Genomic DNA, 26,431 nt, shown 5'->3' with positions numbered 1-26,431 from the left:
CTGCGCAGCGATGCGCAAGCTGCTGAACATCGCCTATGGCGTCTTGAAATCGGGCCGGCCATTTGACGCAAAACTGGCCCTTGCTCACTAGGAATCAAGACGGTATCTACGGCGGTGCTGCGCCCCGCTGGGCGATTGAAATCGCCCCTACAGGAACGCTCCCTCTCTCAAGCCTCGTGGGTGCACGCCTGTAGGGGGGATGACGCTTTTTTCATCCACCAGCGGTGCTCGATATGGCTCCAATTGGTGGACCGGTGGAGCGTGGTCCACCCTACGGCGGTGCTGCGCCCCGCTGGGCGATTGAAATCGCCCCCAACAGGAACGCTCCCTCTCTCAAGCCTCGTGGGTGCACGCCTGTAGGGGGGATGACGCTTTTTTCATCCACCAGCGGTGCTCGATATGGCTCCAATTGGTGGACCGGTAAAGCGTGGTCCACCCTACGGCGCCGCTACGCCTCCTGCGCATGTCGTGCCGGGGGCGTGTCGTCGTCCGGTTCGTGGATGCGGTACCAGGCGACGTAGAGGGCGGGCAGGAAGAACAGGGTGAGCAGGGTGGCGATGATGATGCCGCCGATCATGGCGAAGGCCATGGGGCCCCAGAACACCTCGCGGGCGATGGGCAGCATGCCCAGGCTGGCCGCTGCGGCGGTGAGGAGGATGGGCCGGGTGCGGTGGTGGGTGGCTTCGATCACCGCGTCCCAGGGATGGGCGCCTTCGCGATGGAACTCGTCGATCTGGGTCACCAGGATCACCGAGTTGCGGATGATGATGCCGATCAGCGCCAACACTCCAAGTATCGCCACGAAGCCCAGCGGCGTGCCCGTGGGCAGCAGGGCGAGCACCACGCCTATCAGCCCCAGGGGTGCCACGCTGGCCACCAGGAACATCTTCTGCACGCTCTGCAGCTGGATCATCAGGAAGGTCGCCATGAGGAACAGCATCAGCGGCACCACCTGGCCGATGGGCCCCTGGGCCTTGCCGCTTTCCTCGACCGTGCCACCGGGGGTGATGCGGTAGGAGGCGGGCAGCGTGGCGGCGAAGTCATCGACCTCGGGCTTGAGCCTGGCCATCAGGTCGGTGGGTTGCATGTCGCCGTGGACGCTGGCCTTGAGGGTGATGGTGGGTTTGCGATCGCGGCGCCACACCAGCGGCTGCTCCAGCTCGTAGCCCACGCTGGCGAAGGCCTTGAGCGGGATGGAGGTGCCGTTGGGGGTGACGATCTGCAGGTTCTCCAGGGTCTCCGGCGAGTTGCGCTCGCCTTCCTCGGAGCGGCCCACCAGGTTGACCAGGTAGATGCTGTCGCGCACCTGGGTGATGGTGGCGCCGGTGACCACGCCGTTCATCATCTGCGCCACGTCCTCGGAGGAGAGGCCCAGCTGGCGCGCCTTGTCCTGGGCGATGTCGATCTTCAGCACGCGGCCGGGCTCGTTCCAGTCGTAGATCATCTCGCCGACGTTGGGGTTGGCGTCCAGCCGCGCCGCCAGGGCCATGGCGTACTCGCGCACCTTGTCGATGTCCGGGCCGCTGATGCGGTACTGGATCGGCCGGCCCACCGGCGGACCCATCTCCAGGGGCTGCACGTAGCCGCTGATGCCGACGAACTCGTCGCGCAGGCGCTGCTTGAGGCGGGCGGAGAGGCGCTGTCGCGCATCCATGTCCTTGGCCACTATCACCAGTTGGCCGTAGTAGGGGTTCTGCAACTGCTGGTCGAGCGGCAGGTAGAAGCGCACCGCGCCCTCGCCGATGTAGGAACTCCAGCGCTGGATATCGTCATCGCCCTTGAGCTTGGCCTCGAAGCGGTCCATCACCGCGCGGGTCTCGGCGATGCTGCTGTTCTGCGGCAGGTTCAGGTCCACCAGTAGCTCGGGGCGGTCGGAGGAGGGGAAGAACTGCTGCTGGACGAACTGCATGAGGAACAGCGAGCCGCCGAACAGCGCCACGGTGAGCAGGATGGTCGCCCAGCGGTGCCCCATGGCCAGGCGCAGGCCGCGGTCCATGAAGCGGGTCATGTGGCCCTTCTTCTCTTCCTTGTGCTTGAGCGTGGCAGGCAGCACGTGCACGGCGATGACCGGGGCGAAGATCACCGCCACTATCCACGACAGCAACAGGGCGACGGCGATCACCGCGAACAGGGTGAAGGTGTATTCGCCCGCCGAGCTGGCGTTGAGGCCGATGGGCACGAAGCCGGCCACCGTGACCAGGGTGCCGGTGAGCATGGGGAAGGCGGTGGAGGTGTAGGCGTAGGTGGCGGCGTCGTGCCGCGAGTCGCCCAGTTCCAGGCGGGTGACCATCATTTCCACCGTGATCATGGCATCGTCCACCAGCAGGCCGAGGGCGATGATCAGCGCGCCGAGGGAGATGCGCTGCATGGTGATGCCGCTGTATTCCATGAACACGAAGACCAGGGCCAGCACCAGCGGGATCGAACAGGCCACCACCAGGCCGGCGCGCACGCCGAGGCTGATGAAGCTCACCACCAGGACGATGATCACCGCCTCGAACAGCGCGCTGGTGAAGCCGCCGATGGCCTTCTCCACCACTTCGGCCTGGTTGGAAACCTGGTGCACGCCGACGCCGATCGGCAGTTCGTTGGTGACCTCCTGCATGCGTGCATGCAGCGCCGCGCCGAAGGTCTGGATGTTGCCGCCGTCACGCATGGCCACCGCCAGGCCGATGGCCGGCTCGCCGTTGAAGCGGAACAGCGAGGTGGGCGGGTCCTGGTAGCTGCGCTGGATGCTGGCGAGGTCGGCGAGGCGGTAGAAGCGGTCGTTGATGCGCAGGTTGACCGCCTCCAGGTCCGCCTGGGAGCGGAACTCGCCGGAGGTGCGCACCGAGATGCGCTCGGCGCCGGCTTCGATCACCCCCGAGGGCGTCACGCTGTTCTGCGCCTGCAGGCTCTGCATCACCTGGCGCTGGTCGAGGCCCAGGGCGGCCAGCTTGCGGGTGGAGAAATTGAGGTAGAACACCTCGTCCTGTTCGCCGATCAGCTGCACCTTGCCCAGATCCTTGACGCTGCGGATGTCCAGGCGCACGCGCTCGACGTAGTCGCGCAGCTGGCGGTAACTGAGGCCGTCGCCGGTGAAGGCATAGAGGCTGCCGTAGACGTCGCCGAACTCGTCGTTGAACGCCGGGCCCTGCAGGCCCTGGGGAAACTCGCCGCGGATGTCGTCGATCTTCTTGCGCACCTGGTACCAGATGTCGGGTATCCGGGTGCCGTCGGTGGTGTCCTTGAGGTAGACGAAGACGGTGGATTCGCCCGGCCGCGTGTAGCTCTTCACGTAGTCGAGGCTGTCCAGTTCCTCGAGCTTTTTCTCGATGCGGTCGGTGACCTGTTCCAGGGTGTCGTTCACCGTGGCGCCGGGCCAGCGAGTCTGGATGACCATGGTCTTGATGGTGAAGGCCGGGTCTTCCTCGCGGCCCAGTTCGAAATAGGAGAAAACCCCCATCACCAGTGCCACCGCCATCAGGTACCAGGCGAACGACTGGTGGCGCAGCGCCCATTCCGAGAGGTTGAAGCCGCCCTTGGCATCACTCATGGCCGATCCCCTTCATCCAGTTTCACTGCCTGGCCTTCCTTGAGGCTGTTGACCCCGGCACTGACCACCCGCTCGCCATCGGCGAGCCCCTTGCCGACCAGCACGTGCTCGCCTTCGCGACTCAGCACCTGCACCTCGCGGCGGTGCACGACGGCGGCCTGTTCGTCCACCACCCAGACCTGGCCACGGTCCTCCTGCGCGCCGGGTTCCGCACGCACCAGCACGCTGGCGGGCAGGCTGGCGCGCGGGGTCACCGGGCTGCTCAGTTCCACCCGCACCGTGGTGCCGAGGCGGAAGCTATCCGGGGTCTGCTCCAGGCTCAGGCGCACGCGGCGGGTGCGGGTGGCGGCGTCGGCCTGGGGCGCCATCTCGCGGATGCGCCCGGTGGTGGAGGCGTTCTCCTGCAGCTGGGCGCTGACGAGGAAGGTGGCGTCCTCGGGCAGGGCGGCGACGAGGTCGTCGGGCAGGTCGAACACCGCCTCGCGCACTTCCGGGCGTGCGAGGGTCACCACGTCCTGGCCGGCGGCGACCACCTGGCCGGCCTCGGCGCGCCAGGCGGTGACGACGCCGTCGAAGTCGGTGGTGAGGCGGGTGTAGTCGAGCTGGTCGCTGGCCTGCTGCACCGCCGCGCGGGCCTGGTCGAGGCTGGCGCGGCTGGTCTGCAGGCGGGTGCGCGCGGCGTCGAGGTTGGCCTTGGCGCCGACGCCCCGGGCGAACAGCTCCTCCTGGCGGCGGGCATCGGCCTGGGCGTCGATCCATTGCGCTTCGGCGCTGGCGCGGTCGCCCTCGCTGGCACGCAGGCGGTTCTGCTGGTCGGTGGGGTCGAGGGTGGCGAGGAGGGCGCCCTTGGCCACCTTGTCGCCGACATCCACCGCACGCGAGGCGATGCGGCCGTTGGTGCGGAAGCCCAGGGTGGTTTCGTAGCGCGCCTGGATGGTGCCGGCGAAGCGGCCGACACTCTCCTGGCGCTGGCTCTCCACCACCACGCTGAGCACCGGGCGCGGTGGGGGCGGCGTCTGTTCCTGCTCGCCGCAACCGGCCAGCAGCAGGGCGCCGAGGGGCAGGAGGCAGGCGATGCGGGTGGCGTCATTCATGGGGCACGCTCCCTTCGACCTGGGGCTGTGGCGCCGGCTCGTCGCGGTCCTCTCGCACCGCTGCGGCCTTGTCCGGTTCGGCGGCCTGTTCGGCGCGGGCGATTTCTACCTGCTGGCCGGGGTGCAGCAACTGGCCGCCGGCGATCACCACCCGCTGGCCCGCTTGCAAACCCTGGCCCACCAGCACCTTGCCGCTGGCGTAGCGAACCGCGCCGACCTTCTGCAGCGCCACCCGCTGGTCATCACCGACCAGCCATACCGCCGGCTCGCGCCCGGCCTTGGTCAGCGCCGACCAGGGCAGCACGACGCCATCGCCGCTGCGCGGCCGCAGGCGGGTGGTGACCACGGCCCCCAGGTTCATCTGTGGCGGCACGTCCTGCAGCGCCACCTTGACCTTGAGGGTGCCGCTCTGCGGGTCGATGGTCGGGGTGATCTCGCGCACCTCGCCCTTGGCGGTCACCTGCGGCTGGCCGAGGAGGGCGACGGTCACGTCCTGGCTCTCCAGCTGCTGGTCGAACAGCGATTCGTAGACGTTGAACACGGCGTCACGCTCGCCCTCGCGGGCGAGGGTGAAGATCGGCACCGTGGCTTGCACCACCTGGCCGACTTCGGCGTGGCGGCTGGTGATCACGCCGTCGGTCGACGCCTTCAGCTCGGTGTAGGCGAGCATGTCGCGGGCGTTGGCGGCCTGTGCCTCGGCGGCGTCCAGGGAGCTGCGGGTGGCACGCAGCTGGGCTTGTGCCTGGTCGAACTCGCTCCGGCTGGTGTAGCCCTTGGGCAGCAGCTTGCGCTGGCGCTCGAAGGCCAGCTCGGCCTCCTTGAGCTGCGCGCGCTGGGCGGTGACGGCCGCATTGGCGGTGTCGAGGTTGCTGCGCTGCTCCTGCGGGTCGAGGCGTGCCAGCACCTGCTGCGCCTGGACCTGGTCACCCACGTCCACCAGGCGTTCGATGATCTTGCCGCCCACGCGGAAGGCCTGCTGGGCCTCGACGCGGGCCTGGATGTCGCCGGTGAGGCGCACTTCGGCGCTGAAATCGGCTTCCTCGATGTTCTGCACCAGGACTCGCTGCACGGGCTTGGGCGTCTCCTGCTCCTGGCAGGCGGCCAACAGCAAGGCGGCCAGGAGGCCGGTTGCGATGCGAATGTTCCTCGATGAGGGGGTATGCAGCGGGTTCATCCCTGGACCAGGCCTCCGGTGGCGAATGCGACGTGAATGGCGCCGAGCGTGCAGCGAAGCGGTGGCGCCGATGGCAATTCGAGGGAAGTGCCAGGAGGAAAGTTCAAGTCGGCAAGGCGCCTTGCAGTGAACTCATCGTCGCCGGCGCCAGTCAGCACAGATACACCCGCCAACGCCGAGGTAACCGACATGGCGCACTGGATCATCACCTACCACAAGGACAACAACACTTCGACGCTGGACATCGAGGCGGCGAGCAAACCGGATACGGAGGAGGCCAACCGCCAGTTGCTGGCGTGGGCCGAGGACAACCTGCCTGCCGGGGAGTACGCCGAGAGCGAGGACCACAGCCGCGAGCCGGCGATCCAGTTGCTCAAGCGCTACGGCATCACCATCACCGGCATCTCGCGCGCCTGAGCCTCGAATGTGACAACGCGACCGATCCGGGACGCTCACCTTGCAAGGCGTGAGGTGGATATCCGGGTCGATCGCGTTTCTCAGCGCCGGCAGCGGTCAGTGGCCAAGAGGCCGCTGACAACCCTGGCGAGGCGGTGACGCGCGCTAGTCGTCCGACGGCTCGTAGTAACGCCGGGTGGGCGGATAGCGCAGTTCCTGCTCGACGCTGCCGTCCTCCCCGTGCACCTTCACCGTGCCTGCGCGGTTCTGCATGAAGCTCTCGATGCTCTCGAGCAGTACGGCTTTCTCGCTGGCGGTCTTGGACGGGCGCGTCGCACCTTCCTTGCGCAACTCCCACCCCTTTTCCGTGGGGGAAATGTGATAACAGCCCATGTGGATCTCCAGTTCATTAACGTCGACGGTCTTGATGCCGTTTGCGCCCCCGGGCGCCTCTCAGGGACTTATAGAGCCGGTGGTGCCGGACAGGTTCCGCCTTTGTGCCGAGGCGCGCCCTTTCAGGGCTTGCAGCGGATGCGCCCGCGTGAAGCCTCCCTGGCGAGCGCTGCCAGGCGCTCGGCTTCGCTGCGCAGGATCGCCACCGTGCGGAACAGGGCCTCGCAGAGCTCTTCGTCGTCGATCTTCTGCGCGGCGCTGACCAGCGTGATGCAGGCCACCTGATTGTTCAGCGAGGCGTCGTGCAGGGTGGTGCGCAATGGCTCGTCGAGTGGGGCGAGGGGCATGGTCAGTCGCCCTCCGGCAGGGCGTCGTCGCCTCCACCCGGGTCCTGCTCGAGCATGCGCTCCAGTTCGTCGATCAACTGGCCATTGAGGGCCTCGAACTGCGCGTGGCTGGCCCAGTGGCGGGGGAAGAGGCCGGAGACGATGGTCAGGCGGCCGGTGCGCAGGTCGCGCAGGGACAGCACCACCTCGTCGTCGCGGAACTTGACCACGCACAGGTGGTTGTCCAGCCGGGCGTCCAGCCTTTGCTGCAATTCTTCGGCTGAGGGTTGAAAAGCCATGGCTATGTCCAGGTACGGGTGGGTCCATCCAAAAAAGAAGCCCGACGCATGCCGCAGCGACCGGGCCTCAAGTTGGGATACGCGTGAGTTGCTATTGAGAAGTCCGGGAGCGGGTGTGAGTTCAGCCTTATTACGCTGCTGGAAGAGGCCGTTCGTCCGCTGCAATGGTTTCAATATCATCGAGATGACGCGCTGATGTCAGGTGATTTCCCGGCCGCTTCCCCGTGCGGGGTCGACGAGCACCATTAGCGTGCAGCCCGCCCCCGATCATCGCATCGTGCCTGTTCGCGACCTTGCAAATCGCCCGAATCGTGCAGATCGCCCGTGCAGAATGCATGGGCTCGACCCCGCTCAAGGACGCGGGTTCCCCGGCTTTTTGGGTGGTTTGCCATCGTGTCGATATCAGGTTGTGGCGGTTTTCCTGTGCAGGGCGGCGACGGGGTGCAGGGAAGTTGCAGAAAACCTGTATTGGCATGTTTATCGCTAGTTGCCTGTGCTCCCCTGGGGGTTGAAAACCTTTTCCGAGCCTGTCTCACCGGCTTCCGGAGGTATCAGGATGATCACGTCCCTCGCTCATCTGACCCTGTACTCGCCCGCACTGGCCGAAGGCGTCGTGCGGCTTGAGCCGCGCGCGGTGACGCTCGACTTCGGCCTGGCGCAGTTCGAAGACTGGGCGGCGCTGGATGGGCTCGCCGGGCACATCAGCTTCGTGGGGGCGGCACCGGAGAACTGGAACCGCACGCGGCTGATCGAACTGGAGCCGCTGGACCCCGGGCAGGACAAGGCGATTTTCGAGGTGATGGCCGAGCGGCCATCCATCAGGGGCGTGGACGGCGCATCGGTGTTCCCGGTACGCATGCTCTGACCCCATTGCGCGCGGCCCGAATTCACGCGGCCGGCATGACCGTAACAAGGAGGCTGTTGATGAAAACTGCACTGTCTGGCAAGGAACTGGACCTGATGCTCGCGCGCGCCATCCCCAGTTGCAGGGTGGAAAGCCGGACGCTCACGGACGGCACCTTCAGCCTCTTCGTGCATAACCCGGCGACCCATGAACACTTCACCGTGGCCGGGCTCAACCACCTCGATTACCAGGACCCCAGCGCCGTGTTGCGCCTGGGCAAGCAGGTGTTCGAGGACATGGTGCTGCTCCAGGCCGGCTGCGGCAGCCGGCGCATCGTCAAGCTCGCCAGCGCCCAGGAGCAGGGGATCCGCCAGGCGGGCTGATGCTGTTTCCACCGGTGCCGATCGTGCCCGGTGAGCTGCATCACCCACACCCCCGGGCTGCTCCGACTGGAGCGTCTTGTTCCTACATGGGAATAGGACGTTCCAGTCGCTCGTCGCACTCAGCTTAAAAACACACCGGCCGACCTTGAGGGAACACCCCAGAAAGGAGAGGTCGTCATGGAAATCACGCGCAACCTGCCGTTATGGCTCATGCGCTCGGATACCCGGGTCGCCGAAGTGGCCAAGGCGGGCGAGTCAGCCCGAGCACTGGCACTGCCAGAGGCACTGCCGCAGAAAGATCTGGATCGAGTCATCGAAAGTCATACTTACAACCGGTTGGCGCAATTGCCAACGAAGCCGCAGGTGAGTTTCGATCTTGAGATATGGGCCATCGAACAGGTGACGCGCCCGCCCAAGGACAATGCGCGTCCGCTGGAAATCATCGATGCGGAGCTGAACATGGCGCATGCGGGGTTTCAGGCGATCTACGGCAGCATATTGAGAGAGTTGTCGGGGCGGGAGCCGGTTATGCGTGACGGATTGGTTGGTATATCGGTGGATAGCGCAGGCAACATCATCGTCAGTAATCACAATGGCTTACTCAGGGATGATGTGGCGAAACGGCTGTCTGCACGAATGAACGCTTCCACCGAATTGCTGCAGTACGCCAATCGTTATGTGGAGTTGGCCATCGAGCGTATCGAGTCGGATATGAACGTGGACTTCGATGGGTTCGGCCGTTATCACTTGGACAAAAGCAATTTCTCGAGCGTTGTCAGAGCCCTTGAGTACAACAGCCTTCAGGCCCATCTGATCTCATGGGGTGTCGTACGTTATGGACACTGGACCGAGCGACGGATTCATCCGCCAGCCTAGTTGGAATGTGCGGGCTTATTAGCCCGCACAAAGCTCAAGCATCAACGCTCGCTCTTAAGAAGTGTCTGTTGACATAGATGCCCTAAAACTACGGAATTCTCTGGGCTGCCGACTCCTACACTCGGTTCTTCGTTAAGCCTTAGGTACCATGAGCCGTAGTTGTAGTCAGTCTTCCACGTGTTCCTGTAACTTCCCGAATAGTCGACAAAAGTCGTGCTCCAGTCCCCATAACAAGTCCCCAGATTTATGGTGCCACGAGCCCATCCATTGATATCGGTTTTTGCAGGATACGAAATATAAGGCTCCTGCCCGAGACGCGTTCGCTGTAACAGGTGGAGTACTGGTGTGACCCCCTTTATCGGAGTGTCGGTGCTGTCTGTCAGCAACATCGACCACTTCACCTGTTTATAAGCCTGTGTCGTCATGTATCGCTGCCCGTATGCCAATGGAGCGGAGTATGGAATGCGAAGGACATTCGACTCTCCCTCGACGTAGTGATTGCGCATGAAGGGCGTTGAGCCAATAGTCAGGCGATAGCGCAGATGGGGAGTCCACGCCACTACCGGGTTGGGGCGAACCCGAACCTGGAGGCGCTCATTGGCTGGCAGCCCGTTGATATTCAGTCGTATGTCCTTGGTCTCCTGCTGCCAGGCACCGTTGTTGTAGACCTCCAGCAACCAGCGATTGCTCCTCCCTGAATCCTCCCCCGTCAGCATGAGCCGCAGCGTCTGCCCACGAACACTGGTGAACGCGTAATAGTCGTAGTCCCAGGCACTGTCCGAGTTACCCGTGATGACGTTCAGGGTGTCGGGCAGGACGGTGGCCGACTCGAGGCTGTCGTTGGGTTCATGGGCATCGATTGGAGCGGCGACCAGTGCGCCGAAGCCGACGGGCGAGCCGTCGGAGGCGTGGGCGTTCATCAGCCAGTAGTAATGACCGGGTGGCGTGACGGCGAGGATCGATTCGTCCGCATTGCCGGGTTGGTTGGAATGCCCGACCAACTGGAGGTTGCCGTTGCCGATGTCTCTCAACAGGAAGAGTTCGAAGTCAGTGCCTGGGCTCTGCTCGGTGACGACGGCTTCGGTCTTGGAATGCTGGCCGATTTCGAAGTGGTAGCAGTAGCTGCCGCCTTGCTGCACACCGGAAAGGGTGTACAGCTGGTTGATCGAAAGCGACGTACACAACGGGGTGTAAGCATTGCTGCGTGCTTGCAGGCCGTTGCTTCTGCTGATGGGAGGTTTGGGCGCTGCCGCTTGCGGTACTGATGAGACCGGGGGAGTAGCGGGGAGGTTGCCGGGTAATGGCACCTGCCGCAGGACGGCAGGTGGCGCAAAATGGGACTCGGCGGTAAGGGTGCTTCCCGGCGGAAGCCTGGGGGTGTCGGCCAGTGCATTGGAAGCCTGGGCGCCAAGCATGGCCAGCAGCAATAGCTGGGGTGCGTGGAGCGTGGTTTTGAGGGCTGGCATCGGCTTCATCCTTGTGTCTGTGAAATGGCGAGCGCAGATGCTAGGGCGACCCCGTCGATCACCTTCCGGTGGGGGCGTCAGTGGTTTTTTCCGCTGTTGTGGGGCAGGTGTTTTTATTGCAAGGGGTCGCGGGAGATGAGTAAGGAAATCTGACCGGCAGATTGCCCGCAGGCACCTCAGGCTCAGGCCTGTTCCTTCACGGTGATAGACGCAATGACGGGGTGGTCATGCCGCTGTCGGTAGGCACGGCCTGGGTCGCAATGGCATGCATCGTAGCGATGAGATCGCCCAGGCAGGTGCTCATGTGCGAAGACGGCGTTGGTGTAGGAGGCTGAGCCGAGCGCCTGCCAGCTTCAGGTGCCCTCAGCAGCCTCAACCACTCTCCAACACGAATATCCCCACCTGCGGTTCCGGGCTCAGCCAGTGGCGGGCGAGGCGCCAGCCGGATTCGGCGGCCATCTCGGCGATGCCTTCCAGGCTGTACTTATGCGAGCACTCGGTGTGCAGACGCTCCCCGGCGGTGAAGTGGAAGCGCCGGCCGGCGACGCGGACTTCCTGCTCGTGGAGGCTGACCAGGAACATCTCCATGCAGCGGTCCTGCGCGTTCCAGCGCGCCAGGTGGGCGAAGGCGTCGAGGTCGAAGTCGCCATCCAGTTCGCGGTTGATGCGGGCGAGCAGGTTCTTGTTGAACTGTGCGGTGATGCCGTCGTCGTCGTCGTAGGCGGCCTCCAGCGTGGCGACATCCTTCTGCATGTCCAGGCCCAGGATCAGGCGTGAGTCGCGACCGAGGAAGCGGCGCACCGAGCGCAGGAAGCGCAGCGCCTCCGCCGGGCTGAAGTTGCCCAGGGTCGAGCCGGGGAAGAAGGCCACCCGTGCCCGGGAGGCGGCCGCCTGCGGCAGGTGCGGCAGGTGGGTGAAGTCACCCACCTGGGGCAGTACACAGAGATCCGGATAGGCGCCCTGCAACATGGCGGTGGCCTTGCGCAGGGCCGACTCGCTGATGTCGATGGGCAGGTAGAGGCCGATCTGCGGTGCCGCGTCCAGCAGCAGTCGGGTCTTCAGGCTGGCACCGCTGCCGAACTCCACCAGCGCCGCGCCAGGTGGGATGACCGCTGAAAGCTCCCTGGCGATATCGCCCAGCAGCGCCGTTTCCATGCGCGTGGGGTAGTACTCGCGGGTGCGGCAGATGGCTTCGAACAGCTCGGAACCGGCGGCGTCGTAGAAGTACTTCGGCGGCAGGCTCTTGTTCGGCGCCCCGAGCCCGCTGCGCACGTCCTCGGCGAAGCCTTCGTGCTCGCCGGCCTGCTCGTCGGCGCGGGCGTCGCGGGCCAGTCGCAGGCCGGAGAACATCCAGCGCTGGGCCGGGTAGAAGAAATTGCGGTAGCTGGGCCGTGCGTGGCCGGCCGGGGTGATGCTGGCGCCGCCGCGCAGGACCATCTGGCTGACCATGAACTTGCCGTTGTACTCGCCCACCGCGCCGGCGGAGGGATGGAAGCCGGGGTAGGGCAGGTAGGCGCTGCCGGTCCATTGCCAGGCGCAATCCTCCACCTGGCCGAGCAGCCCTGCGCGCGCCGCGACTTCCCATTCCGCTTCGCTGGGCAGGCGGGCGTCCGCCCAGGTCGCGTATGCGCAGGCTTCGTAGTAGCTGATGTGGGTCACCGGTGATGCCGGCTGCAGCGGGCGCAGGCCGCCGAGGCCCATCTCCATCCAGCCCGTTTCGCCATGCTGCCAGTACAGGGGCGCTTCCCAGCCTTCTTCCTGTACTTTTGCCCAGCCTTCGGAGAGCCAGAGGTCCGCACGGGAGTAGCCGCCTGCCTCGATGAACGCCAGCCATTGGCCGTTGCTCACCAGGCGGTCGGCGATCTGGAACGGGGGCAGGAATACCTGATGGCGCGGCCCCTCGTTGTCGAACGCGAAGCCCTGGCCGTCGTGGCCGATCTCCACCAGGCCGCCGGCGAGGGCGACGAAGCGCGCCGGCCGGTCGCTCCCCGGCTCGCGCCAGCGGGTGTCGTAGGCCGGGTGCAGGGGCGAGCGGCTGAACAGGTGCAGCAGGTCCATGAGCAGCAGTTCCTGATGCTGCTGCTCGTGGGCCAGGCCGAGCTCCACGAGGACGGCCAGCTCGTCCGTGATGCCGTCCTGCAGCAGCGCGTGCATGTGTTCGTCGATGTAGCGGCGGTAGGCCATGACCTGCGACACCGGTGGTCGGGTCAGCAACCCGCGCTGGGGGCGCGGCTGGCGTGGGCCGAGGGCCTCGTAGTAGGAGTTGAAGAGGTAGGCGAAGCCCAGGTCGAAAACCTTGTAGTCCGCGAGGTTTGGCGCCAGCAGGAAGGTTTCGAAGAACCAGGTGGTGTGGGCGAGGTGCCATTTGGCCGGGCTGGTGTCGGGCATGGACTGCACGACCATGTCCTCTTCGCTCAGGGGCGCCACCAGGGATTCGCTGTGGCTACGGACTTGCAGGTATCGGTCGAGCAGCGTGGTGCGGTTCATCGGCCTCTCTCTCAGTGCTGTTGGCAGGACTGTTGGATGCGCGTGATGGCATGCCCGAGCGGCAGGCAGGGCAGCAGGCCCCGAAGAGCGGGGTCATAGGGTCTGATGCTTTGGGGTCGAGGAAAGTTCGTGTGGTTTCGCCATCCGGAGCGAGCGGCGGCGGCATGCTCCGAGCTCTGGGTGTGCCCGGCTCAAAGGGCCAGGCAACGCCACGCTCCAAGAGCGCAAATTTTTATTTTATTTTTAGATTTCGGTCATAACACATTGATAAATATGTATTTAATTTCTTGGTTGCTGTGAATTTCACGCTAGCCACAGGTGCTCGCTACGCAACGCGTGTCGCGCCTTGCTTATTTGGCTCGTCGCCCAGGGCTGAGGGGGGCTGGCGACGAATTTCCTGCCTTCCGACTTTATGAATATCTCTTAACCTATTGATGTTTATTGATTTCTAATACTTAAGGTGAATTCTAGATTTTGCCTGGGCATTGGCTTGTGGCGGGCGTGCAGGCATCGAAAAGCCTGAATCTTTGCGGGTTTTGGCCTGTCCACCTTGAACACGCCAAGCAGGAGAGCCGCCATGAGCAGCAGTGAACGCAAGCCCTATACCCCTCGCGAGATCGACGACATCGAGGACCGCATGGGCTCCATGGAGCAACTGGATTTCAGTGACCGCAAGGACGAGCGCCAGGGGCGCGTGGGCGACCTGCGCCCGGGGGAAGAGGTGGCGCGTGAGTTCCCTGACCGTCGTGTGCGTGAGGCCGGCATGTCGGGCGGCGAGACGCTGGGGCGCAGCCTGCACGAGGACGGCGTCTCCGCCGATGACCTCAGCCCCGAGACCCTGATCGACGAGAACGAGACCCGTATCGGCCGTGACCCGGGCGGCGTATTGCCGGCGGACAAGGATCTGTCCGTGGTGAAGGAGCGCGAGATAGGCGCTGGCGATGGGCTGGATGAGGCCGAGGAAGCGCGGGTCCGACCGCTGGATGGCAAGCCCTGGGATGGCGAAGCGCAATAGCCGGGCCGCCAAACGTAGCCCGGGCTTCAGCCCGGGAAGGCCCTTGATGTCGCTCCGGGCTAAAGCCCGGCGTTCGTTAAGGGCGTCAAGCGCCGCCGTTGCGGCGGTGTTCGCCAATCGCCGCAAGCCCGCCCAGGGCGTAAGTCAGCATGTGCTCCAGCAGCGGTTGAGGTTCCGTATCCAGGCCCGGAAGCACGGTCGTGCTGAGGGTGTCGTGGGCGATCAGCAGGAACAGGCAGGGCGAAAAGATATTCAGGGCGCTGCGCAGCACGGCCGGGTCATCCTCCGGGAGGCCCAGCAGCTCGCCGATGATGCGCCGGGTGGCGAGGGCCTTGGGGAAGGATTCTTTCTTCAGCACGGCCGGCAGCAGCGGGGAGGGTGACAACAGCTCCCGCGCCAGCACCTTGGCGGGCCAGGCGAGGCGAGGGCTGCCGAGACTCGCCAGCAGCTCCGTGATCAGGCGGCGCAGTTTTTCCTCGCCGGTCAGCTCGCTGGTCGTCAGCGCTTCCAGCGTCTCCAGGGTCATGATGCGCTGGTGGGCTTCCAGCAGGACGGCGGTGTAGAGCCCGTCCTTGCCCTCGAAGTGGTAATTCACGGCGGCGACGTTGGCCTGCGAGCGCGCGCAGATCTCCTTGCTGGTGGCATTGGCGAAGCCGCGTTCGGCGAAAACCTGCCCGGCGATCTCGAGAATCTGCTGGCGTGTGGCCTGGCCGTCCTGGCGAGGCGCCCGGCTGGGGGCCTGCTGCTCGGTAGTTGTCATGGAACCGACTCTTTTCGTCTTAGTTTAAATTCAAATTTGACTTTGCTTTTAGCCTGTCCTAGCGTCTCAGGGGCCGACACCTTCCCGCAGGAAGGTGAGATATGTGATCCGTCCGCACCTGATCCCATCGAGCCAACGATGCAGGTTACTTCAATGCAAACACGCGTGATGGTGCCATTCAGTTATTTTTCCCTGCCCATGCAGAAGCAGTTCCTGCGCAACCGCGAAGCGATCCGCGGCAAGCCCTATGCGCGCTTTTTCAGCGGCGATATGCGGGTTCCGCTATCGGCCATGCGCCTGCTTCAGCAGGGGCCTTTGCCCCTGGAGCAGACGCTGAGCCCCTCGGTGGAGGACATCAATCGCCTGCTCGACCCGGACTACGCCAGTGCGGAGGCCGGGTACGCACTGTTGAGCGGGCCGATGGCCTATGTCCAGAGCCGCAAGTTCTTTCCGGGCTGCAGCGCACGGATGTTCGAGTGGTGGTTCCTCTGGCACCCGCTGGAGGCCGAGCGCTACATGCTCTGGTTCCCCTACGCCCATGTGAAGAACCCCTGCCTGAACGCCCATAAGCTCTGCGATACCGAGCGCTGCTTCCGGCACCGGCTGTACGGCAACAGCTTCTGTGCCACGGAGTACGTCGGCTCCCGGCTGATGGACCTGAAGATCGACTTCCACGAGCCGGCGCAGCTGGGGCTGGACCCGGCGCTCTACCGCGAGGCGAAGATCGACGGCAGCGTCAGTGCGCTGATGAGCCTGGCCCAGGAGCCGGACGTGCCGGTGTCGCTGATGATCCATCTGTTCAAGGAAACGGAGGAGGGGATGTGGCTGACCAGCCGTTACTGGGTCGGTTCGCATCCGTCGATGGCGCGGTTCCCCGGCGCCGAACGCGCGGAAGCCCTGCTCGCCGGCTTGGGTCTGGACGCGGCCGGGCTGGAGGAACTGGCGTTCGAGTTCGCGGTGCACGACCTGTGCGAGTTCAATCACCTGGCGAGTTTCCTGCCGGAACTCTACCGCGAGTTCTCCGGCGATCCGGCCTGACCTGGACGACCCGCGTTCCCTGCGGGTCCTGTTCCTGCTTCAGGTGGCGGGGGAGGAGCAGACACCGTTGATCAGCAAGTTGATGAAGTCGTCGATGTCCTCTTCGGCGCGCAACTGATCGGTGAGCAGCCGGTACCAGCAGAACCCGAAGATCATGTCGAGCAGCAGGTCCTGGTTGATGTCCTTCGGCAGCTCACCGCGACTCACCGCATTTTCCACCAGGCGCTTGGGTACTTCCCGGCGCCGTTCCATGAACTGGTCCTTGAGCTCCTCGAGCGTTTCCGGGTCCAGCTGGGCTTCCGCGATGACACTGCGGAAGGCCAGGCCGCAAATGGTTTCCCTCCAGATATTCCACAGATTGTGCAGCAGGAAGGAGAGATCTTCGCGGAACGAGCCCAATTCCGGAAAAACCCTGACCTGCTCGCTTTCCTTCTCGTAGACCTCAGCTATGAGGGCTGCCTTGTTCCGCCACCAGCGATAGATCGTCGGTTTGCTGGCACTGGCCCGTCGCGCGACGGATTCGATGCTCAACCCCGCATAGCCACTTTCCGTCAGAATTTCTGTCGTCGATTTGAGGATGGCTTTGTGCGCATGCGGGCTACGTAGCGAGCCGATGGAGCTCCTGGAGCGGGTTCGATTCAAGGCAAAGTCCCCATAGAAAATGTATTGACAAACGAATTCTAAGGTATAGGCTCGTTTTTACGAAACGATACGGACCGTTTCGGTTAGTTGTTCTGTAACAAAATCCCTCTTGAGATGAGGGGATCGGGTCGGCGGTCACATATCACAGGCAGATAGAACCAAGGCTACCGGTTTCCTTTTCTCTTTGGGTGACGGCTGTTGAATTGTTTCCTAAATACGATACGGCACGTTTCGTATCTCTGATGAGAGGCAACGAAGACGAAGAGATTTTCACGCAGTGCCACTTTGCAGCGTCAATGCGCTGAGAAATGCAGCACGCCCAAGCGTTAGCGCTGCGTGGCGGTGGTCGGTGCCCGTGACAACCTGCGGACGTCGCGGATACCTGTGGCGAGCGAACATCGCGTCGTTCCCACCTATCAGAACAACAACAAGCAGGTACTCCTTTTTCGATGTGATTTGCGTGCTGCCCATTCCGGACGGCAAGGGATGGCTTGTCTCAATGAAAATGTGCTCAAGAGGAATACGACCGTGCATAAGACAGGAATTGTCAGTTACGGCTACGGGCTGCCCGTGTGCCGCCTGAAAGTCGAAGACGTGCTCAGCGTCTGGCGTAACGCCGACCTGAGACTGGTCAGGGATCAGTTAGGGATAACCGAACGTGCCGTGCTCCAGCCGGACGAAGATGTCATCACCCTGGGTGCCCTCGCGGCCCAGCAGGCGGTGGAGCAGGGCGGTATCGCCGAGCTCGACGCCCTGTACCTGGGAACCTGCACCAACCCCTATGAATCCCGCGCCTCGGCGGCGGTGATCCTGGAGATGCTCGGCAGCGGCTACGACGCCTTCTGCGCCGACGTCCAGTTCGCCGGCAAGTCCGGCACCTCGGCCCTGCAGATCGGCCACGCCCTGGTCGCCTCCGGCATGGCCCGCAACGCCCTGGCCATCGGTGCCGACACCATCAACCGCAACACCGCCCCGGGCGACCTCACCGAAGCCTACGCCGGCGCCGGTGCCGCCGCGCTGCTGCTGGGCCGCGACAACCTGATCGCCGAGTTCGACGGCAGCTTCTCCTGCGCCGCCGACGTCGCCGACAACATCCGCCCGCAAGGCGAGCGCTACATCCGCTCCGGCATGGGCCTGGGCTCCGACAAGAACAGCATCGGCCTGGAAGAGCAGACCGCCCGCGCCGTACACGGCCTGTTCAAGAAGCTCGGCACCTCCAGCCATGACTACGACTACGCGGTGTTCCAGCAGAACCTCGTCTCCACCCCCCGCTCGCTGGGCCGCCACCTGGGCTTCGAGCCGCGCCAGATCGAGCCCGGCATCTACGCCGGCAGCGTCGGCGACACCGGTTCGGCCAGCCCGCTGCTGGGGTTGATCAACGTGCTCGACCAGGCACGGCCGGGGCAGAAGATCCTCCTCTCGTCGTACGGGTTCGGCGCCGGCAGCGATGCCATCGCGCTGACGGTCACCGACGCCATCCTCGCCTACCAGCAGCGCACCAAGCCGCTGCGCAAGGTGCTGGAGAACAAGGTGTACGTGGATTACGGCACGTCGATCAAATACGAATTCAAGTATTTGCGCGCCGACTACGCCCTGACCGCCTACCTCTGACCGCCCGTACTGCAAGGAGCACAACCATGACTGCACGTCGCGTTGCAATCGTGTCGGCCGCCCATACGCCGAAACCCGGCAACTCCCGCGTCCGGCAGACCTTCAAGGAAATGATCGTCGAGTCCGCCTACGAGGCCATCCACGCCGCCAAGATGCACCCCCGGGAAATCCAGGGTGTCGCCTACGGCTACCACGGCGAGGGCATCTCCGAATACGGCGGCCTCGGCCCGACCCTGTCCGACGCCCTCGGCATCAGCCCCGCGCCCACCTTCATGAGCACCGCCAACTGCACCAGCAGCTCGGTGTCGTTCCAGATGGCCCACCAGATGGTGGCCTCCGGCGAATACGACATCGTCCTGTGCGGCGGCTTCGAGAAGATGACCGACCACTTCAACTACGCCGAGTACATCGGCTCCAGCACCGAGTGCGAGTACGACTACTTCCTCGGCATCTCCCACACCGACGCCTTCGCCCTGGCCACCGCCGAGTACTTCCACAAGTACGGCTACGCCGGTCGCGAGGCCGACGTGCTCGCCAGCTTCGGCCGGCAGATGCGCATCTACGCCCACAACACCCCCGGCTCCACCCGCTACGGCCACCCCATCCCCAGCCTCGAAGAGCTCAAGCGCACCGAAGCCTGCGGCTCCATGCTCGCCTGGGGCGAGGCCAGCGGCTGCGCCATCCTCGTGGCCGAGCACCTGGCCCACAAGTACACCGACAAACCGGTGTTCGTGCGGGGCTGCGCCTACACCGGCGTGTCGCACTACTACGGCACCCGCTACCACAACCCGACGCTGAAGTACCCGGGCCTGCCCCAGGACGTCGGCATGGCCGTCTCGGCCAACTCCATCGCCTGCGCCGAGATCGCCTACAAGAAGGCCGGCATCACCGCCAAGGACATCGACGTCGCCCAGGTCTACGACCTGCTCGGCGCCGGGCTCATCCAGATGGAATCCATGGGCGTGTGCAAACCCGGCCAGGCCGGCGACTTCGTCCGCGAGGGTGGCATCGCCCTGGACGGCCAACTGCCGTTGAACACCGACGGCGGCAACATCGGACGCGGCCACGCCTCCGGCGCCGACGGCATCCTGCACATCACCGAACTGTTCCGCCAGTTGCGCGGCGAGTCCACCAACCAGGTTCCCGGCGCCCGTATCGCCGTCTCGCAGAACCTGGGGGGTTACGCCGCCCACAACTCGGTGATCGTCCTGGCCAACGACTGAGGAGTGTCGACCATGTCTCTCTACCCCGAACAGATCCACCGGATGACCACCGCCAGCATGCTCCGCGAATGGCGCGAGCACGGCGGCAAGTACCGGCTCGAAGGCAGCCGCTGCGACGAATGCCACGAGATCTTCTTCCCCCGGCGCACCGTCTGCGGCGCCTGCAACTCGCTGAAGGTCAGCGCCTACCGCTGCGAGCGCACCGGCCATATCGAAGTCATGGCCAATGCCGAGAACCCGATCCTCGCGGCCATGGGCTACGGCGAAGTGGTGCCCCGGCACATCGCCATGGTGCGGCTGGACGACGGACTGGTGATCGCCTCCGAGATCGTCGATGTCGTCGACCCGGCCCAGCTCAAGGTCGGCGCCCGCGTGAGGATGGTGGTGCGCAAGCAGGTGCGTGAAAGCAACCTGGCCTGGCAGTACGCCTACAAGTTCGTACTCGACCACTGAGGCTCTTGCCGCGGGGCCCGGAAGGGCTCCGTGGCAGCTAAAACAAGAACGTCATTTTCCGGCGTGCGGTTACGCCCTTTTCTCCTGCCGCTGCCCCCCCCCCGGGAAGTGCTGGCCCACGCCAGCGCTGACGGGCTTGGCTGTGCCTGAAGAACGGGTTCTTACCCACTGAATGAACAAATTTTGAACGATCAACGAGGATTCAACATGTCGACTCTTTGCCAGCCCCACGTACTGTTCCCGCAACACAAGATCACCCAGCAGCAGATGATCGAGCACCTGGAGAACCTCCACGGTGATCACCCGCGCATGGCCCTGGCCAAGCGCATGATCCTCAACACCGAGGTCAACGAGCGCCACCTGGTACTGCCCATCGACGAGCTGGCCATCCACACCGGCTTCACCCACCGCAGCATCGTCTACGAGCGTGCCGCCCGCGAAATGTCCTCCGCTGCCGCCCGCCAGGCGCTGGACAACGCCGGCCTCAAGCCCGAGGACGTGCGCATGGTCATCGTCACCTCGTGCACCGGCTTCATGATGCCGTCGCTCACCGCCCACCTGATCAACGACCTCGGCCTGCCGAACTCCACCATCCAGCTGCCCATTGCCCAGCTCGGCTGCGTGGCCGGCGCCGCCGCCATCAACCGCGCCCACGACTTCGCCACCCTCAAGGCCGACAACCACGTGCTGATCGTCTCCCTGGAGTTCTCCTCGCTGTGCTACCAGCCGGACGACACCAAGCTGCACTCCTTCATCTCCGCGGCGCTGTTCGGTGATGCCGTCTCCGCCTGCGTGCTGCGTGCCGACGACGAGGCCAAGGGCTTCCGCATCAAGGCCACCGATTCGTTCTTCCTGCCCAAGAGCGAGCACTTCATCAAGTACGACGTGAAGGACACCGGCTTCCACTTCACCCTCGACAAGGCCGTGATGAACTCCATCAAGGACGTCGCCCCGGTGATCGAGCGCCTCAACCAGACCGGCTACCAGCAGAACTGCGCGCAGAACGACTTCTTCATCTTCCATACCGGCGGCCGCAAGATCCTCGACGAACTGGTCCGTCACCTCGACCTGCCGTCCGAGCGCGTCTCGCTCTCGCGCACCAGCCTCTCCGAGGCCGGCAACATCGCCAGCGTGGTGGTCTTCGACGTCCTGCGCCGGCAGTTCGACAGCTCCCCCAAACCCGGCAGCAAAGGCCTGCTCGCCGCGTTCGGGCCGGGCTTCACCGCCGAAATGGCACTTGGTGAATGGGCAGCCTGAGTACCCTCGGGCGCGGTGGCGCGGGGTAACCCGCGCCACCCTTTTCGGCTCCTTAGAAGAGGAGGGCTGGCCATGCGCGAGCAGGCAAGCGACACGGGCTGGGATGCCCGCTACGAAACACGCATGGTGATCCTGTTGTCGCTGAGCTTCGGCCTGGTGGGGCTGGATCGCTTCATCATCCTGCCGCTGTTCCCGCTGATCATGCGCGACCTGCAGCTGGACTATCAGGACCTCGGCAACATCTCCGCGGCCCTGGCGCTCACCTGGGGCGTCTCCGCCCTGGGCATGGGCTGTCTGGTGGAACGGCTCGGCGCCAAGCGCGTACTGGTCGTCTCCGTGCTCGCCTTCTCGCTGCTCTCGGGGCTCTCCGCCCTGGCCGGCGGGGTGCTCGGGCTCATCCTCCTGCGCGGCCTCATGGGCTTCTCGGAGGGCGCCTTCACGCCCACTAGCATCAGCGTCACCACCCAGGTCTCGCACCCACGGCGCACCGGCTTCAACATCGGCGTACAACAGGCCGTGTTCCCCATCCTCGGGCTCGGCCTCGGGCCGCTGATCGCCGCCGGCCTGCTAGCCTGGCTCGGCTCCTGGCGCTGGGTGTTCATCAGCGTGTCCATCCCCGGGTTCATCCTCGCCTGGTGGCTGCAGCGCACCTACCGCCCCGTCCCCGCACCCCTCCAGGCCGGGCAGGAGCGGCCCTGGCGCCTGTGGCTCGCGGCCCTCGGCAGCGGCAACGTGCGGCGCAACATCGGCATCATGTTCTGCATCCTCACCTGCCAGTTCGTGCTCTGCGCGCTGCTGCCCAGCTACCTCACCGACCACCTCGGGCTGTCGCTGGAGGCGATGGCGCTGGTGATCTCGGCGATCGGCTTCGGCGGCTTCGTCGGCCAACTGATCATCCCCGGCCTGTCCGACCGCTTCGGGCGCAAGCCGGTGGTGCTGCTCTCGTTCTGCGCCAGCGCCGCACTGGTCGCCACGCTGATCGTCACACCCGCCGAGCCCTGGCTGCTGTTCGGGGTGCTGTTCTTCATCACCTTCTTCAACTTCAGCCTCATCTGCCTCACCGTCGGCCCGCTCACGGGCGAATCGGTGGCGCCGCACCTGCTCACGGCGGCCACCGGCATCGTCATCGGCTTCGGCGAAATCCTCGGCGGCGGTCTGGCGCCGATCCTCGCCGGCTACCTCGCCACCCACCACGGGTTGCCATCGATCCTCTACCTGGCCCTGGCCGGCAGCCTCGCCGGCCTGTGCCTGGCGCTCGGGCTCAAGGAAGGCCGCGCACAGGCACCTCGCGAAGCCACACCGCCGGCCAACGCCGCACTGCTTATTAGGGAGTAATTGAAATGGGCGACTACCTGAAAGTCCTCGACATCGAACACAGCGGCGGGCCGCGCATCGGCCTGCTGGGCGACGACCCCGCGCACACGGTGCGGGTGCACGGCGAAAGCAGCGGCCTCTACCAGACCCTGCAGGACTGCGCGCGCCGCCATCAGGACCACCTGGCGCACCTGCGCCACCTGCCGGGCCCGACGCACACGCTGCCCGCCCTGCGCCAGGAAACCCGCCTGCGCCCGCCCGCCATGCCCGACAACCCGCTGCTCACCCATGTCAGCGGCCTGCCGCTAGGGGCGCGGGACGACGCCGGCTGGTTCTACAAGGGCAACGGCCGCGTCCTGCGCATCGACCGCGACGACCTCGAAGTGCCGTACCACGTCCAAGCCATCGCGGCGGACGCCTGCCTGGTCTCCATCTACCTGGTGGGCTCGCGGGGCCAGCTGCTCCACGTCGGCGTCACCCTCGGCCACGACCTGCACGACCCGCTGCAGGGCCAATCCGCCCGCGCCCACCTGCTCGAATGCGCCGTGGCCTCGGAACTGCTGCTGGGCGAGCTGGACGAACCGCTGCACCTGCGCCAACGCATCGAACGCAACGGCACCTGCTTCAGCGAAACCCACCTGCGCCTCGACCCACAGGCCTGGCGCGCCTCGCGGGAAGCCGGCGAAGCCCTGCTGGAGCAGCACCCGCAATTCCTCCAGCCGGGCATGGTCCATTACCTCTTCAGCCGCCTCGACAGCGAAATCGTCGCCACCCACCTGCAACACGGCGACTGCCTGGAACTGAGCTGCCCCATGCTCGACATGCGCCTCGAAAACCGCATCGTCGAAGAGGAACTGCGGCACCTGCTGCCGCTCTCGTCACCCCGCCGCGCGGGGCAGGGCAGGGCGGCCTGAGTCACCGGGCGGCGTTCCGCGTGAGGCTGTAGGGTGGGCCGGGCGGCTCCAGTACGTAGGGTGGGCTTCAGCCCACCGTTCCTGCCCGGCACACGCCAAAAAAACGCCGCACCTTAGTGCGGCGTTCCCGGCCGAGCCCTAGATGAACCGCTTCCAACTCGGCCCATCACTCAATGCCGGGTCATCGTGCGCCGCCATGAAACGAGGCAGGTCCCGCCGCGCGATCCACAGCTCCCCCTGCCAACGCAGAGCGCCGACACGCTGGTTCGCCCAGGTCATCAGAATGCGTCGCGGGCTGGCATCGACCTCGCGGTGATAGTCGTACAACGCCGGGATCACCTCATCGCTGAGCCACTGGCTCAACGCGCAATGCTCCGGGTGCCCGAAGCGATACAGCGCCCGGTAAAGCCCGGCCTCGCTGATCAATTCCAGCTCCTCGCAACGGCCAGTGGCAAAGCGCAGCATTGCGAAACGGGGATACAGGCGCTTGGTCAGCCGATAGGGCCGGGCAGCGGCGATCATCAGGGCGAAATCGATGGCGACGAACCAGGGTCGGTTGTCGATCATCACCGCGCGCAGTTGGTGGCAATGGCGTTGAAAGGTGATGGGGGTGGATGCGTCATGCATGGTGCAGCTCCAACGTAAGGTCAGGTAGCTGTCGCCATTCGCTGTCAATCGAAGGGTGACAGGGCACGCGGGGTTGACAGACCGGTACGTTGGAACCGGCAGGCCACGAGGACCTCCCCGCGCGACCTGCCATAAAGCAGAGCAGTTACGAAAACTGCATGCGTGCTGATGCCTGCAAAAAACATCCGCCGTTTTTCGCATGCACCAACTGGCGCAATCGCGCCAACGTATACGGGCTGTCAAACCCGACCACGGGATTGACCGTGGCGGTGGGAGGATAGGGATGGGGGAGCGTGAGAGCAAGTGGAGAAGGGCTACTGCCGCTATTCAAGTATTTGAGCGGTGTGTTGTAGATGAGTAGTGGCGATTCACAAAGCTCCTCGTGAACGACTGCTATCAGTCGGAAACAGTCACTCAGGCTCTTTGCGAAGCAGGTGCAATTAAATTTTAAGACTATGCGCTCATAACCTGCTGATTAAAATGACAAAAGCTACCATTACAGTAGCTTTTGCCGGTGATAGCCTACTTCTTTTTGGGCTTGCTAGGTTTCAAGTCGGGATTGTTTCCCGGAGTTTCCTTATTGTCACGGCGACGCTTGTCGACTTCGCCGGTTGACTTGGCAATGGGTTTTGGGCCTGGCTTAAGCGCCATAGTATCTCTCCTTGATGTTGATGTTGATGTTGATGTTGTTTGTTGCGGATTTAGCTTATTGATATTAGCGGGTGCTTTCAATAAGTATGAGACTCTGGATTTTGACTTTTGGAAAAACTCATTCGCTGTCAAGAAGTTAGCAATCCAAGACTGAATGAACACCTCTGGTCGGCAGCTGCCCCTCTTAAGCGTCGGCTATCGGCAGCACCGGATATCCATATTGGCTCGTAAGTAGCACGCTTTTAGTAACGCTGCCCCTTGGCAGGCTTGGCGATGATCTGCCACTCATCTTCGTAGACAACTGAACCGGGCACAGAGGTTCGAAGCACGTCAACGTGGAGGCCATGAAGTTCCAAGAGGGTCTTCAGGTGCCACATGCGCTGGATGGCTTCAGTGGCCGCCGGCTTGAACCAGGAGATGGCCCGTCGATGCTCCATGGATTTCAGTACGCTCGGGACAGTCAGACTCTCGTTGAACCACACCAATGAGGTCCGCAGTTCCGAATGCTCGCTGACTGTGAGATCTCCGGTGTCTCGCAGGTCATGCGCGGCTACTAGAATCCCGGTTGTATGACCTGAGTCGCGGTCGGGGGCGAGCGTTGTAAAGCGGATCAATCCTTGATGCATAACGTTCCTTGTCTTTTGAATCGGTTACTTCAGCAGTAAAGGCTCGGACCAGCCGGAGTGGCAGAAATAGCAACTTGCTTGAAGGTTAAGAAGCTGTCAGCTGTGTGTCTACGTTCGGTAGGCCGACGATAGCGCATTGGAGGAGGGCGTACGCCATGCCTACTAGCCAGTTCTCGATTCGATAACCACGCCCGTCCAAGCAGAACCCTTTTCATTTAATGTCCTCACACCCCCCAAATCCTTCATCAAGGCCCTACCGTGTTCAAAAAACTCAAAGGCATTCTCGGCATCCAGCCCAAACCAGCAGGTGAAAACAGCTACGGCGTCCATCTCCGTGGTGGCGCGGACGAGACCTGGCCCGAGGCCCTGAACCGATTCGAGTCGTTCTGCATGAGCCTGCATGCGTTCTACGACGAGGAAGGGGAAACCTATGAACTGTACTTCGACGAGTACTTCCAGGACGGCACGCTGTTCGAGTGGTCGGGCGCTGTATCCGACGAGGACCTGCTGAGCGCCGAGACGCAGCATGGGTTCGCGATGCCGGAGGAGCTGAAGGCGCTGTTCAGGAAGCGCTTCGCCATCTACGACGTCATCGCGGATCGCGGCCGCTGGGGCGACCGTCGCATCCTCGAGATCTACGGGCGTTCGACCTCGACCTCCTACCCGTGCCTGCACGCGTTCTGCCCGGCGATCGCCTGGAACTTCGGCGAGTACTTCGCCAGGGAGGAGTTGACGGAAGAACAAATCGCGCACCTGAGCGCCAACTACTTCTGCTTCGGGCGCTGGTCGGACGATGACCACTACTGCACCTATCTTCTGGTGGACCGGCACGGCAACTACGGGCGATTCCGCTTCCACACCGAAGACTACCCCGGCACCCTGCAGCGGCTCGAACCGCTGTTGAGCGGCCAGCCTCTCGACATGACGCTGGATGCGCTGATGGTGTGGGCGATCAACAACTCGATGGAATACCTGCTCGAACGCAACGATCTGCCCAGCCCTTATGGGAAAGAGGTTTGAGGCGCTA

At 64.2% G+C, this 26,431-nt stretch carries 25 protein-coding genes; 13 read left to right on the top strand and 12 right to left on the bottom strand.

Features of this window, described 5'->3' with window-relative positions:
- Positions 1 to 448: 448 nt before the first annotated feature.
- The 3 genes from WFQ67_RS18575 to WFQ67_RS18565 are packed head-to-tail and all read right to left on the bottom strand — an operon-like array spanning position 449 to position 5,803.
- A complete protein-coding gene (locus WFQ67_RS18575) occupies positions 449 to 3,535 on the bottom strand; it encodes an efflux RND transporter permease subunit (protein ID WP_337057820.1) in 3,087 nt (1,028 codons plus the stop codon).
- On the bottom strand, positions 3,532 to 4,629 hold the full coding sequence (locus tag WFQ67_RS18570) for an efflux RND transporter periplasmic adaptor subunit (RefSeq protein WP_213624883.1): 1,098 nt from the start codon (positions 4,627 to 4,629) through the stop codon (positions 3,532 to 3,534). Before WFQ67_RS18570 ends, WFQ67_RS18575 begins: the two co-directional genes overlap by 4 nt.
- On the bottom strand, positions 4,622 to 5,803 hold the full coding sequence (locus WFQ67_RS18565) for an efflux RND transporter periplasmic adaptor subunit (RefSeq protein WP_442969603.1): 1,182 nt from the start codon (positions 5,801 to 5,803) through the stop codon (positions 4,622 to 4,624). Before WFQ67_RS18565 ends, WFQ67_RS18570 begins: the two co-directional genes overlap by 8 nt.
- Before the next feature lie 189 nt (positions 5,804 to 5,992).
- On the opposite strand from WFQ67_RS18565, the gene WFQ67_RS18560 reads away from it, so the two are divergent.
- A complete protein-coding gene (locus WFQ67_RS18560) occupies positions 5,993 to 6,220 on the top strand; it encodes a hypothetical protein (RefSeq protein WP_173175458.1) in 228 nt (75 codons plus the stop codon).
- 144 nt (positions 6,221 to 6,364) lie between these two features.
- Here the strand turns inward: WFQ67_RS18560 and WFQ67_RS18555 are convergent, their stop codons facing one another.
- From WFQ67_RS18555 to WFQ67_RS18545, 3 genes are all read right to left on the bottom strand, one after another.
- Positions 6,365 to 6,592 carry a DUF2188 domain-containing protein gene (locus WFQ67_RS18555; protein WP_213624881.1) on the bottom strand — a complete coding sequence of 76 codons (228 nt, stop codon included), beginning with the start codon at positions 6,590 to 6,592 and terminating at the stop codon, positions 6,365 to 6,367.
- A gap of 122 nt (positions 6,593 to 6,714) precedes the next feature.
- Positions 6,715 to 6,939 carry a hypothetical protein gene (locus WFQ67_RS18550; RefSeq protein WP_213624880.1) on the bottom strand — a complete coding sequence of 75 codons (225 nt, stop codon included), beginning with the start codon at positions 6,937 to 6,939 and terminating at the stop codon, positions 6,715 to 6,717.
- Between the two features lie 2 nt (positions 6,940 to 6,941).
- Positions 6,942 to 7,217 (bottom strand): hypothetical protein, encoded by a 276-nt coding sequence (locus WFQ67_RS18545; protein ID WP_263149524.1) that lies wholly within the window; start codon positions 7,215 to 7,217, stop codon positions 6,942 to 6,944.
- 556 nt (positions 7,218 to 7,773) lie between these two features.
- On the opposite strand from WFQ67_RS18545, the gene WFQ67_RS18540 reads away from it, so the two are divergent.
- The 3 genes from WFQ67_RS18540 to WFQ67_RS18530 all read left to right on the top strand — a co-directional run bounded on the left by WFQ67_RS18540 (position 7,774) and on the right by WFQ67_RS18530 (position 9,320).
- Positions 7,774 to 8,082 carry a hypothetical protein gene (locus WFQ67_RS18540; RefSeq protein ID WP_337057817.1) on the top strand — a complete coding sequence of 103 codons (309 nt, stop codon included), beginning with the start codon at positions 7,774 to 7,776 and terminating at the stop codon, positions 8,080 to 8,082.
- A 59-nt stretch (positions 8,083 to 8,141) separates the two neighbouring features.
- On the top strand, positions 8,142 to 8,444 hold the full coding sequence (locus tag WFQ67_RS18535; protein WP_213624877.1) for a hypothetical protein: 303 nt from the start codon (positions 8,142 to 8,144) through the stop codon (positions 8,442 to 8,444).
- Positions 8,445 to 8,621: 177 nt separating this feature from the next.
- A complete protein-coding gene (locus tag WFQ67_RS18530) occupies positions 8,622 to 9,320 on the top strand; it encodes a hypothetical protein (protein ID WP_337057816.1) in 699 nt (232 codons plus the stop codon).
- 41 nt (positions 9,321 to 9,361) lie between these two features.
- On the opposite strand, the gene WFQ67_RS18525 is transcribed toward WFQ67_RS18530, so the two are convergent.
- Together WFQ67_RS18525 and egtB are read right to left on the bottom strand one after the other, a co-directional pair.
- A complete protein-coding gene (locus WFQ67_RS18525; protein WP_337057815.1) occupies positions 9,362 to 10,786 on the bottom strand; it encodes a hypothetical protein in 1,425 nt (474 codons plus the stop codon).
- A gap of 372 nt (positions 10,787 to 11,158) precedes the next feature.
- A complete protein-coding gene (egtB, locus tag WFQ67_RS18520; protein WP_337057814.1) occupies positions 11,159 to 13,273 on the bottom strand; it encodes an ergothioneine biosynthesis protein EgtB in 2,115 nt (704 codons plus the stop codon).
- 577 nt (positions 13,274 to 13,850) lie between these two features.
- Between egtB and WFQ67_RS18515 the strand changes: the two genes are divergently transcribed.
- Positions 13,851 to 14,288: a phosphotransferase system, HPr-related protein gene (locus WFQ67_RS18515; protein WP_337057813.1), complete on the top strand. Its 438-nt coding sequence runs from the start codon at positions 13,851 to 13,853 to the stop codon at positions 14,286 to 14,288.
- A gap of 85 nt (positions 14,289 to 14,373) precedes the next feature.
- Here the strand turns inward: WFQ67_RS18515 and WFQ67_RS18510 are convergent, their stop codons facing one another.
- Positions 14,374 to 15,048, bottom strand: coding sequence for a TetR/AcrR family transcriptional regulator (locus WFQ67_RS18510; protein ID WP_337057812.1), 675 nt, complete (start codon positions 15,046 to 15,048; stop codon positions 14,374 to 14,376).
- A 153-nt stretch (positions 15,049 to 15,201) separates the two neighbouring features.
- Here WFQ67_RS18510 and phlG point away from each other — a divergent pair, with 153 nt between their 5' ends.
- Entirely contained in the window at positions 15,202 to 16,086 is an 885-nt protein-coding gene (phlG, locus tag WFQ67_RS18505) for a 2,4-diacetylphloroglucinol hydrolase (protein ID WP_337057811.1), read from the top strand.
- 39 nt (positions 16,087 to 16,125) lie between these two features.
- On the opposite strand, the gene WFQ67_RS18500 is transcribed toward phlG, so the two are convergent.
- Entirely contained in the window at positions 16,126 to 16,728 is a 603-nt protein-coding gene (locus WFQ67_RS18500; RefSeq protein WP_213624870.1) for a TetR/AcrR family transcriptional regulator, read from the bottom strand.
- A 528-nt stretch (positions 16,729 to 17,256) separates the two neighbouring features.
- Between WFQ67_RS18500 and WFQ67_RS18495 the strand changes: the two genes are divergently transcribed.
- The 6 genes from WFQ67_RS18495 (at position 17,257) to WFQ67_RS18470 (ending at position 23,500) form a co-directional block, all read left to right on the top strand.
- Positions 17,257 to 18,339: a hydroxymethylglutaryl-CoA synthase gene (locus WFQ67_RS18495; RefSeq protein ID WP_178083006.1), complete on the top strand. Its 1,083-nt coding sequence runs from the start codon at positions 17,257 to 17,259 to the stop codon at positions 18,337 to 18,339.
- A gap of 26 nt (positions 18,340 to 18,365) precedes the next feature.
- The gene (locus tag WFQ67_RS18490; RefSeq protein ID WP_044402899.1) at positions 18,366 to 19,562 is read left to right on the top strand and encodes a thiolase family protein; all 1,197 of its coding nucleotides are present in this window, start codon (positions 18,366 to 18,368) and stop codon (positions 19,560 to 19,562) included.
- Between the two features lie 12 nt (positions 19,563 to 19,574).
- Positions 19,575 to 20,015 (top strand): Zn-ribbon domain-containing OB-fold protein, encoded by a 441-nt coding sequence (locus WFQ67_RS18485; protein WP_044402896.1) that lies wholly within the window; start codon positions 19,575 to 19,577, stop codon positions 20,013 to 20,015.
- A gap of 207 nt (positions 20,016 to 20,222) precedes the next feature.
- Complete coding sequence (locus tag WFQ67_RS18480; protein ID WP_337057810.1) at positions 20,223 to 21,272, top strand: type III polyketide synthase; 1,050 nt, start codon at positions 20,223 to 20,225, stop codon at positions 21,270 to 21,272.
- A gap of 72 nt (positions 21,273 to 21,344) precedes the next feature.
- On the top strand, positions 21,345 to 22,607 hold the full coding sequence (locus tag WFQ67_RS18475) for an MFS transporter (RefSeq protein ID WP_301150996.1): 1,263 nt from the start codon (positions 21,345 to 21,347) through the stop codon (positions 22,605 to 22,607).
- Positions 22,608 to 22,612: 5 nt separating this feature from the next.
- Positions 22,613 to 23,500, top strand: a complete 888-nt coding sequence (locus WFQ67_RS18470; RefSeq protein WP_337057809.1) for a fumarylacetoacetate hydrolase — start codon at positions 22,613 to 22,615, stop codon at positions 23,498 to 23,500.
- 138 nt (positions 23,501 to 23,638) lie between these two features.
- Here the strand turns inward: WFQ67_RS18470 and WFQ67_RS18465 are convergent, their stop codons facing one another.
- Both WFQ67_RS18465 and WFQ67_RS18460 read right to left on the bottom strand, forming a co-directional pair.
- On the bottom strand, positions 23,639 to 24,127 hold the full coding sequence (locus WFQ67_RS18465) for a BRO-N domain-containing protein (RefSeq protein WP_337057808.1): 489 nt from the start codon (positions 24,125 to 24,127) through the stop codon (positions 23,639 to 23,641).
- Positions 24,128 to 25,020: 893 nt separating this feature from the next.
- Positions 25,021 to 25,404, bottom strand: a complete 384-nt coding sequence (locus WFQ67_RS18460; protein WP_337057807.1) for a hypothetical protein — start codon at positions 25,402 to 25,404, stop codon at positions 25,021 to 25,023.
- A 258-nt stretch (positions 25,405 to 25,662) separates the two neighbouring features.
- On the opposite strand from WFQ67_RS18460, the gene WFQ67_RS18455 reads away from it, so the two are divergent.
- Positions 25,663 to 26,424, top strand: a complete 762-nt coding sequence (locus WFQ67_RS18455; protein WP_337057806.1) for a hypothetical protein — start codon at positions 25,663 to 25,665, stop codon at positions 26,422 to 26,424.
- Positions 26,425 to 26,431 lie beyond the last annotated feature (7 nt).

It is taken from the genome of Pseudomonas sp. USHLN015, assembly GCF_037153275.1.
Taxonomy (GTDB): domain Bacteria; phylum Pseudomonadota; class Gammaproteobacteria; order Pseudomonadales; family Pseudomonadaceae; genus Metapseudomonas; species Metapseudomonas tohonis.
This window is presented reverse-complemented; position numbering and strand designations above follow the sequence as displayed.

Excerpts from the sequence above, each read along its gene's own strand:
- WFQ67_RS18575 (WP_337057820.1), bottom strand. The coding sequence starts at position 3,535 with ATGAGTGATGCCAAGGGCGGCTTCAACCTCTCGGAATGGGCGCTGCGC.
- WFQ67_RS18475 (WP_301150996.1), top strand. The coding sequence starts at position 21,345 with ATGCGCGAGCAGGCAAGCGACACGGGCTGGGATGCCCGCTACGAAACA.
- egtB (WP_337057814.1), bottom strand. The coding sequence starts at position 13,273 with ATGAACCGCACCACGCTGCTCGACCGATACCTGCAAGTCCGTAGCCAC.
- phlG (WP_337057811.1), top strand. The coding sequence starts at position 15,202 with ATGCAAACACGCGTGATGGTGCCATTCAGTTATTTTTCCCTGCCCATG.
- WFQ67_RS18560 (WP_173175458.1), top strand. The coding sequence starts at position 5,993 with ATGGCGCACTGGATCATCACCTACCACAAGGACAACAACACTTCGACG.
- WFQ67_RS18525 (WP_337057815.1), bottom strand. The coding sequence starts at position 10,786 with ATGCCAGCCCTCAAAACCACGCTCCACGCACCCCAGCTATTGCTGCTG.
- WFQ67_RS18540 (WP_337057817.1), top strand. The coding sequence starts at position 7,774 with ATGATCACGTCCCTCGCTCATCTGACCCTGTACTCGCCCGCACTGGCC.
- WFQ67_RS18510 (WP_337057812.1), bottom strand. The coding sequence starts at position 15,048 with ATGACAACTACCGAGCAGCAGGCCCCCAGCCGGGCGCCTCGCCAGGAC.
- WFQ67_RS18480 (WP_337057810.1), top strand. The coding sequence starts at position 20,223 with ATGTCGACTCTTTGCCAGCCCCACGTACTGTTCCCGCAACACAAGATC.
- WFQ67_RS18460 (WP_337057807.1), bottom strand. The coding sequence starts at position 25,404 with ATGCATCAAGGATTGATCCGCTTTACAACGCTCGCCCCCGACCGCGAC.
- WFQ67_RS18490 (WP_044402899.1), top strand. The coding sequence starts at position 18,366 with ATGACTGCACGTCGCGTTGCAATCGTGTCGGCCGCCCATACGCCGAAA.
- WFQ67_RS18550 (WP_213624880.1), bottom strand. The coding sequence starts at position 6,939 with ATGCCCCTCGCCCCACTCGACGAGCCATTGCGCACCACCCTGCACGAC.
- WFQ67_RS18465 (WP_337057808.1), bottom strand. The coding sequence starts at position 24,127 with ATGCATGACGCATCCACCCCCATCACCTTTCAACGCCATTGCCACCAA.
- WFQ67_RS18535 (WP_213624877.1), top strand. The coding sequence starts at position 8,142 with ATGAAAACTGCACTGTCTGGCAAGGAACTGGACCTGATGCTCGCGCGC.
- WFQ67_RS18555 (WP_213624881.1), bottom strand. The coding sequence starts at position 6,592 with ATGGGCTGTTATCACATTTCCCCCACGGAAAAGGGGTGGGAGTTGCGC.
- WFQ67_RS18545 (WP_263149524.1), bottom strand. The coding sequence starts at position 7,217 with ATGGCTTTTCAACCCTCAGCCGAAGAATTGCAGCAAAGGCTGGACGCC.
- WFQ67_RS18485 (WP_044402896.1), top strand. The coding sequence starts at position 19,575 with ATGTCTCTCTACCCCGAACAGATCCACCGGATGACCACCGCCAGCATG.
- WFQ67_RS18515 (WP_337057813.1), top strand. The coding sequence starts at position 13,851 with ATGAGCAGCAGTGAACGCAAGCCCTATACCCCTCGCGAGATCGACGAC.
- WFQ67_RS18470 (WP_337057809.1), top strand. The coding sequence starts at position 22,613 with ATGGGCGACTACCTGAAAGTCCTCGACATCGAACACAGCGGCGGGCCG.
- WFQ67_RS18570 (WP_213624883.1), bottom strand. The coding sequence starts at position 4,629 with ATGAATGACGCCACCCGCATCGCCTGCCTCCTGCCCCTCGGCGCCCTG.
- WFQ67_RS18530 (WP_337057816.1), top strand. The coding sequence starts at position 8,622 with ATGGAAATCACGCGCAACCTGCCGTTATGGCTCATGCGCTCGGATACC.
- WFQ67_RS18565 (WP_442969603.1), bottom strand. The coding sequence starts at position 5,803 with ATGAACCCGCTGCATACCCCCTCATCGAGGAACATTCGCATCGCAACC.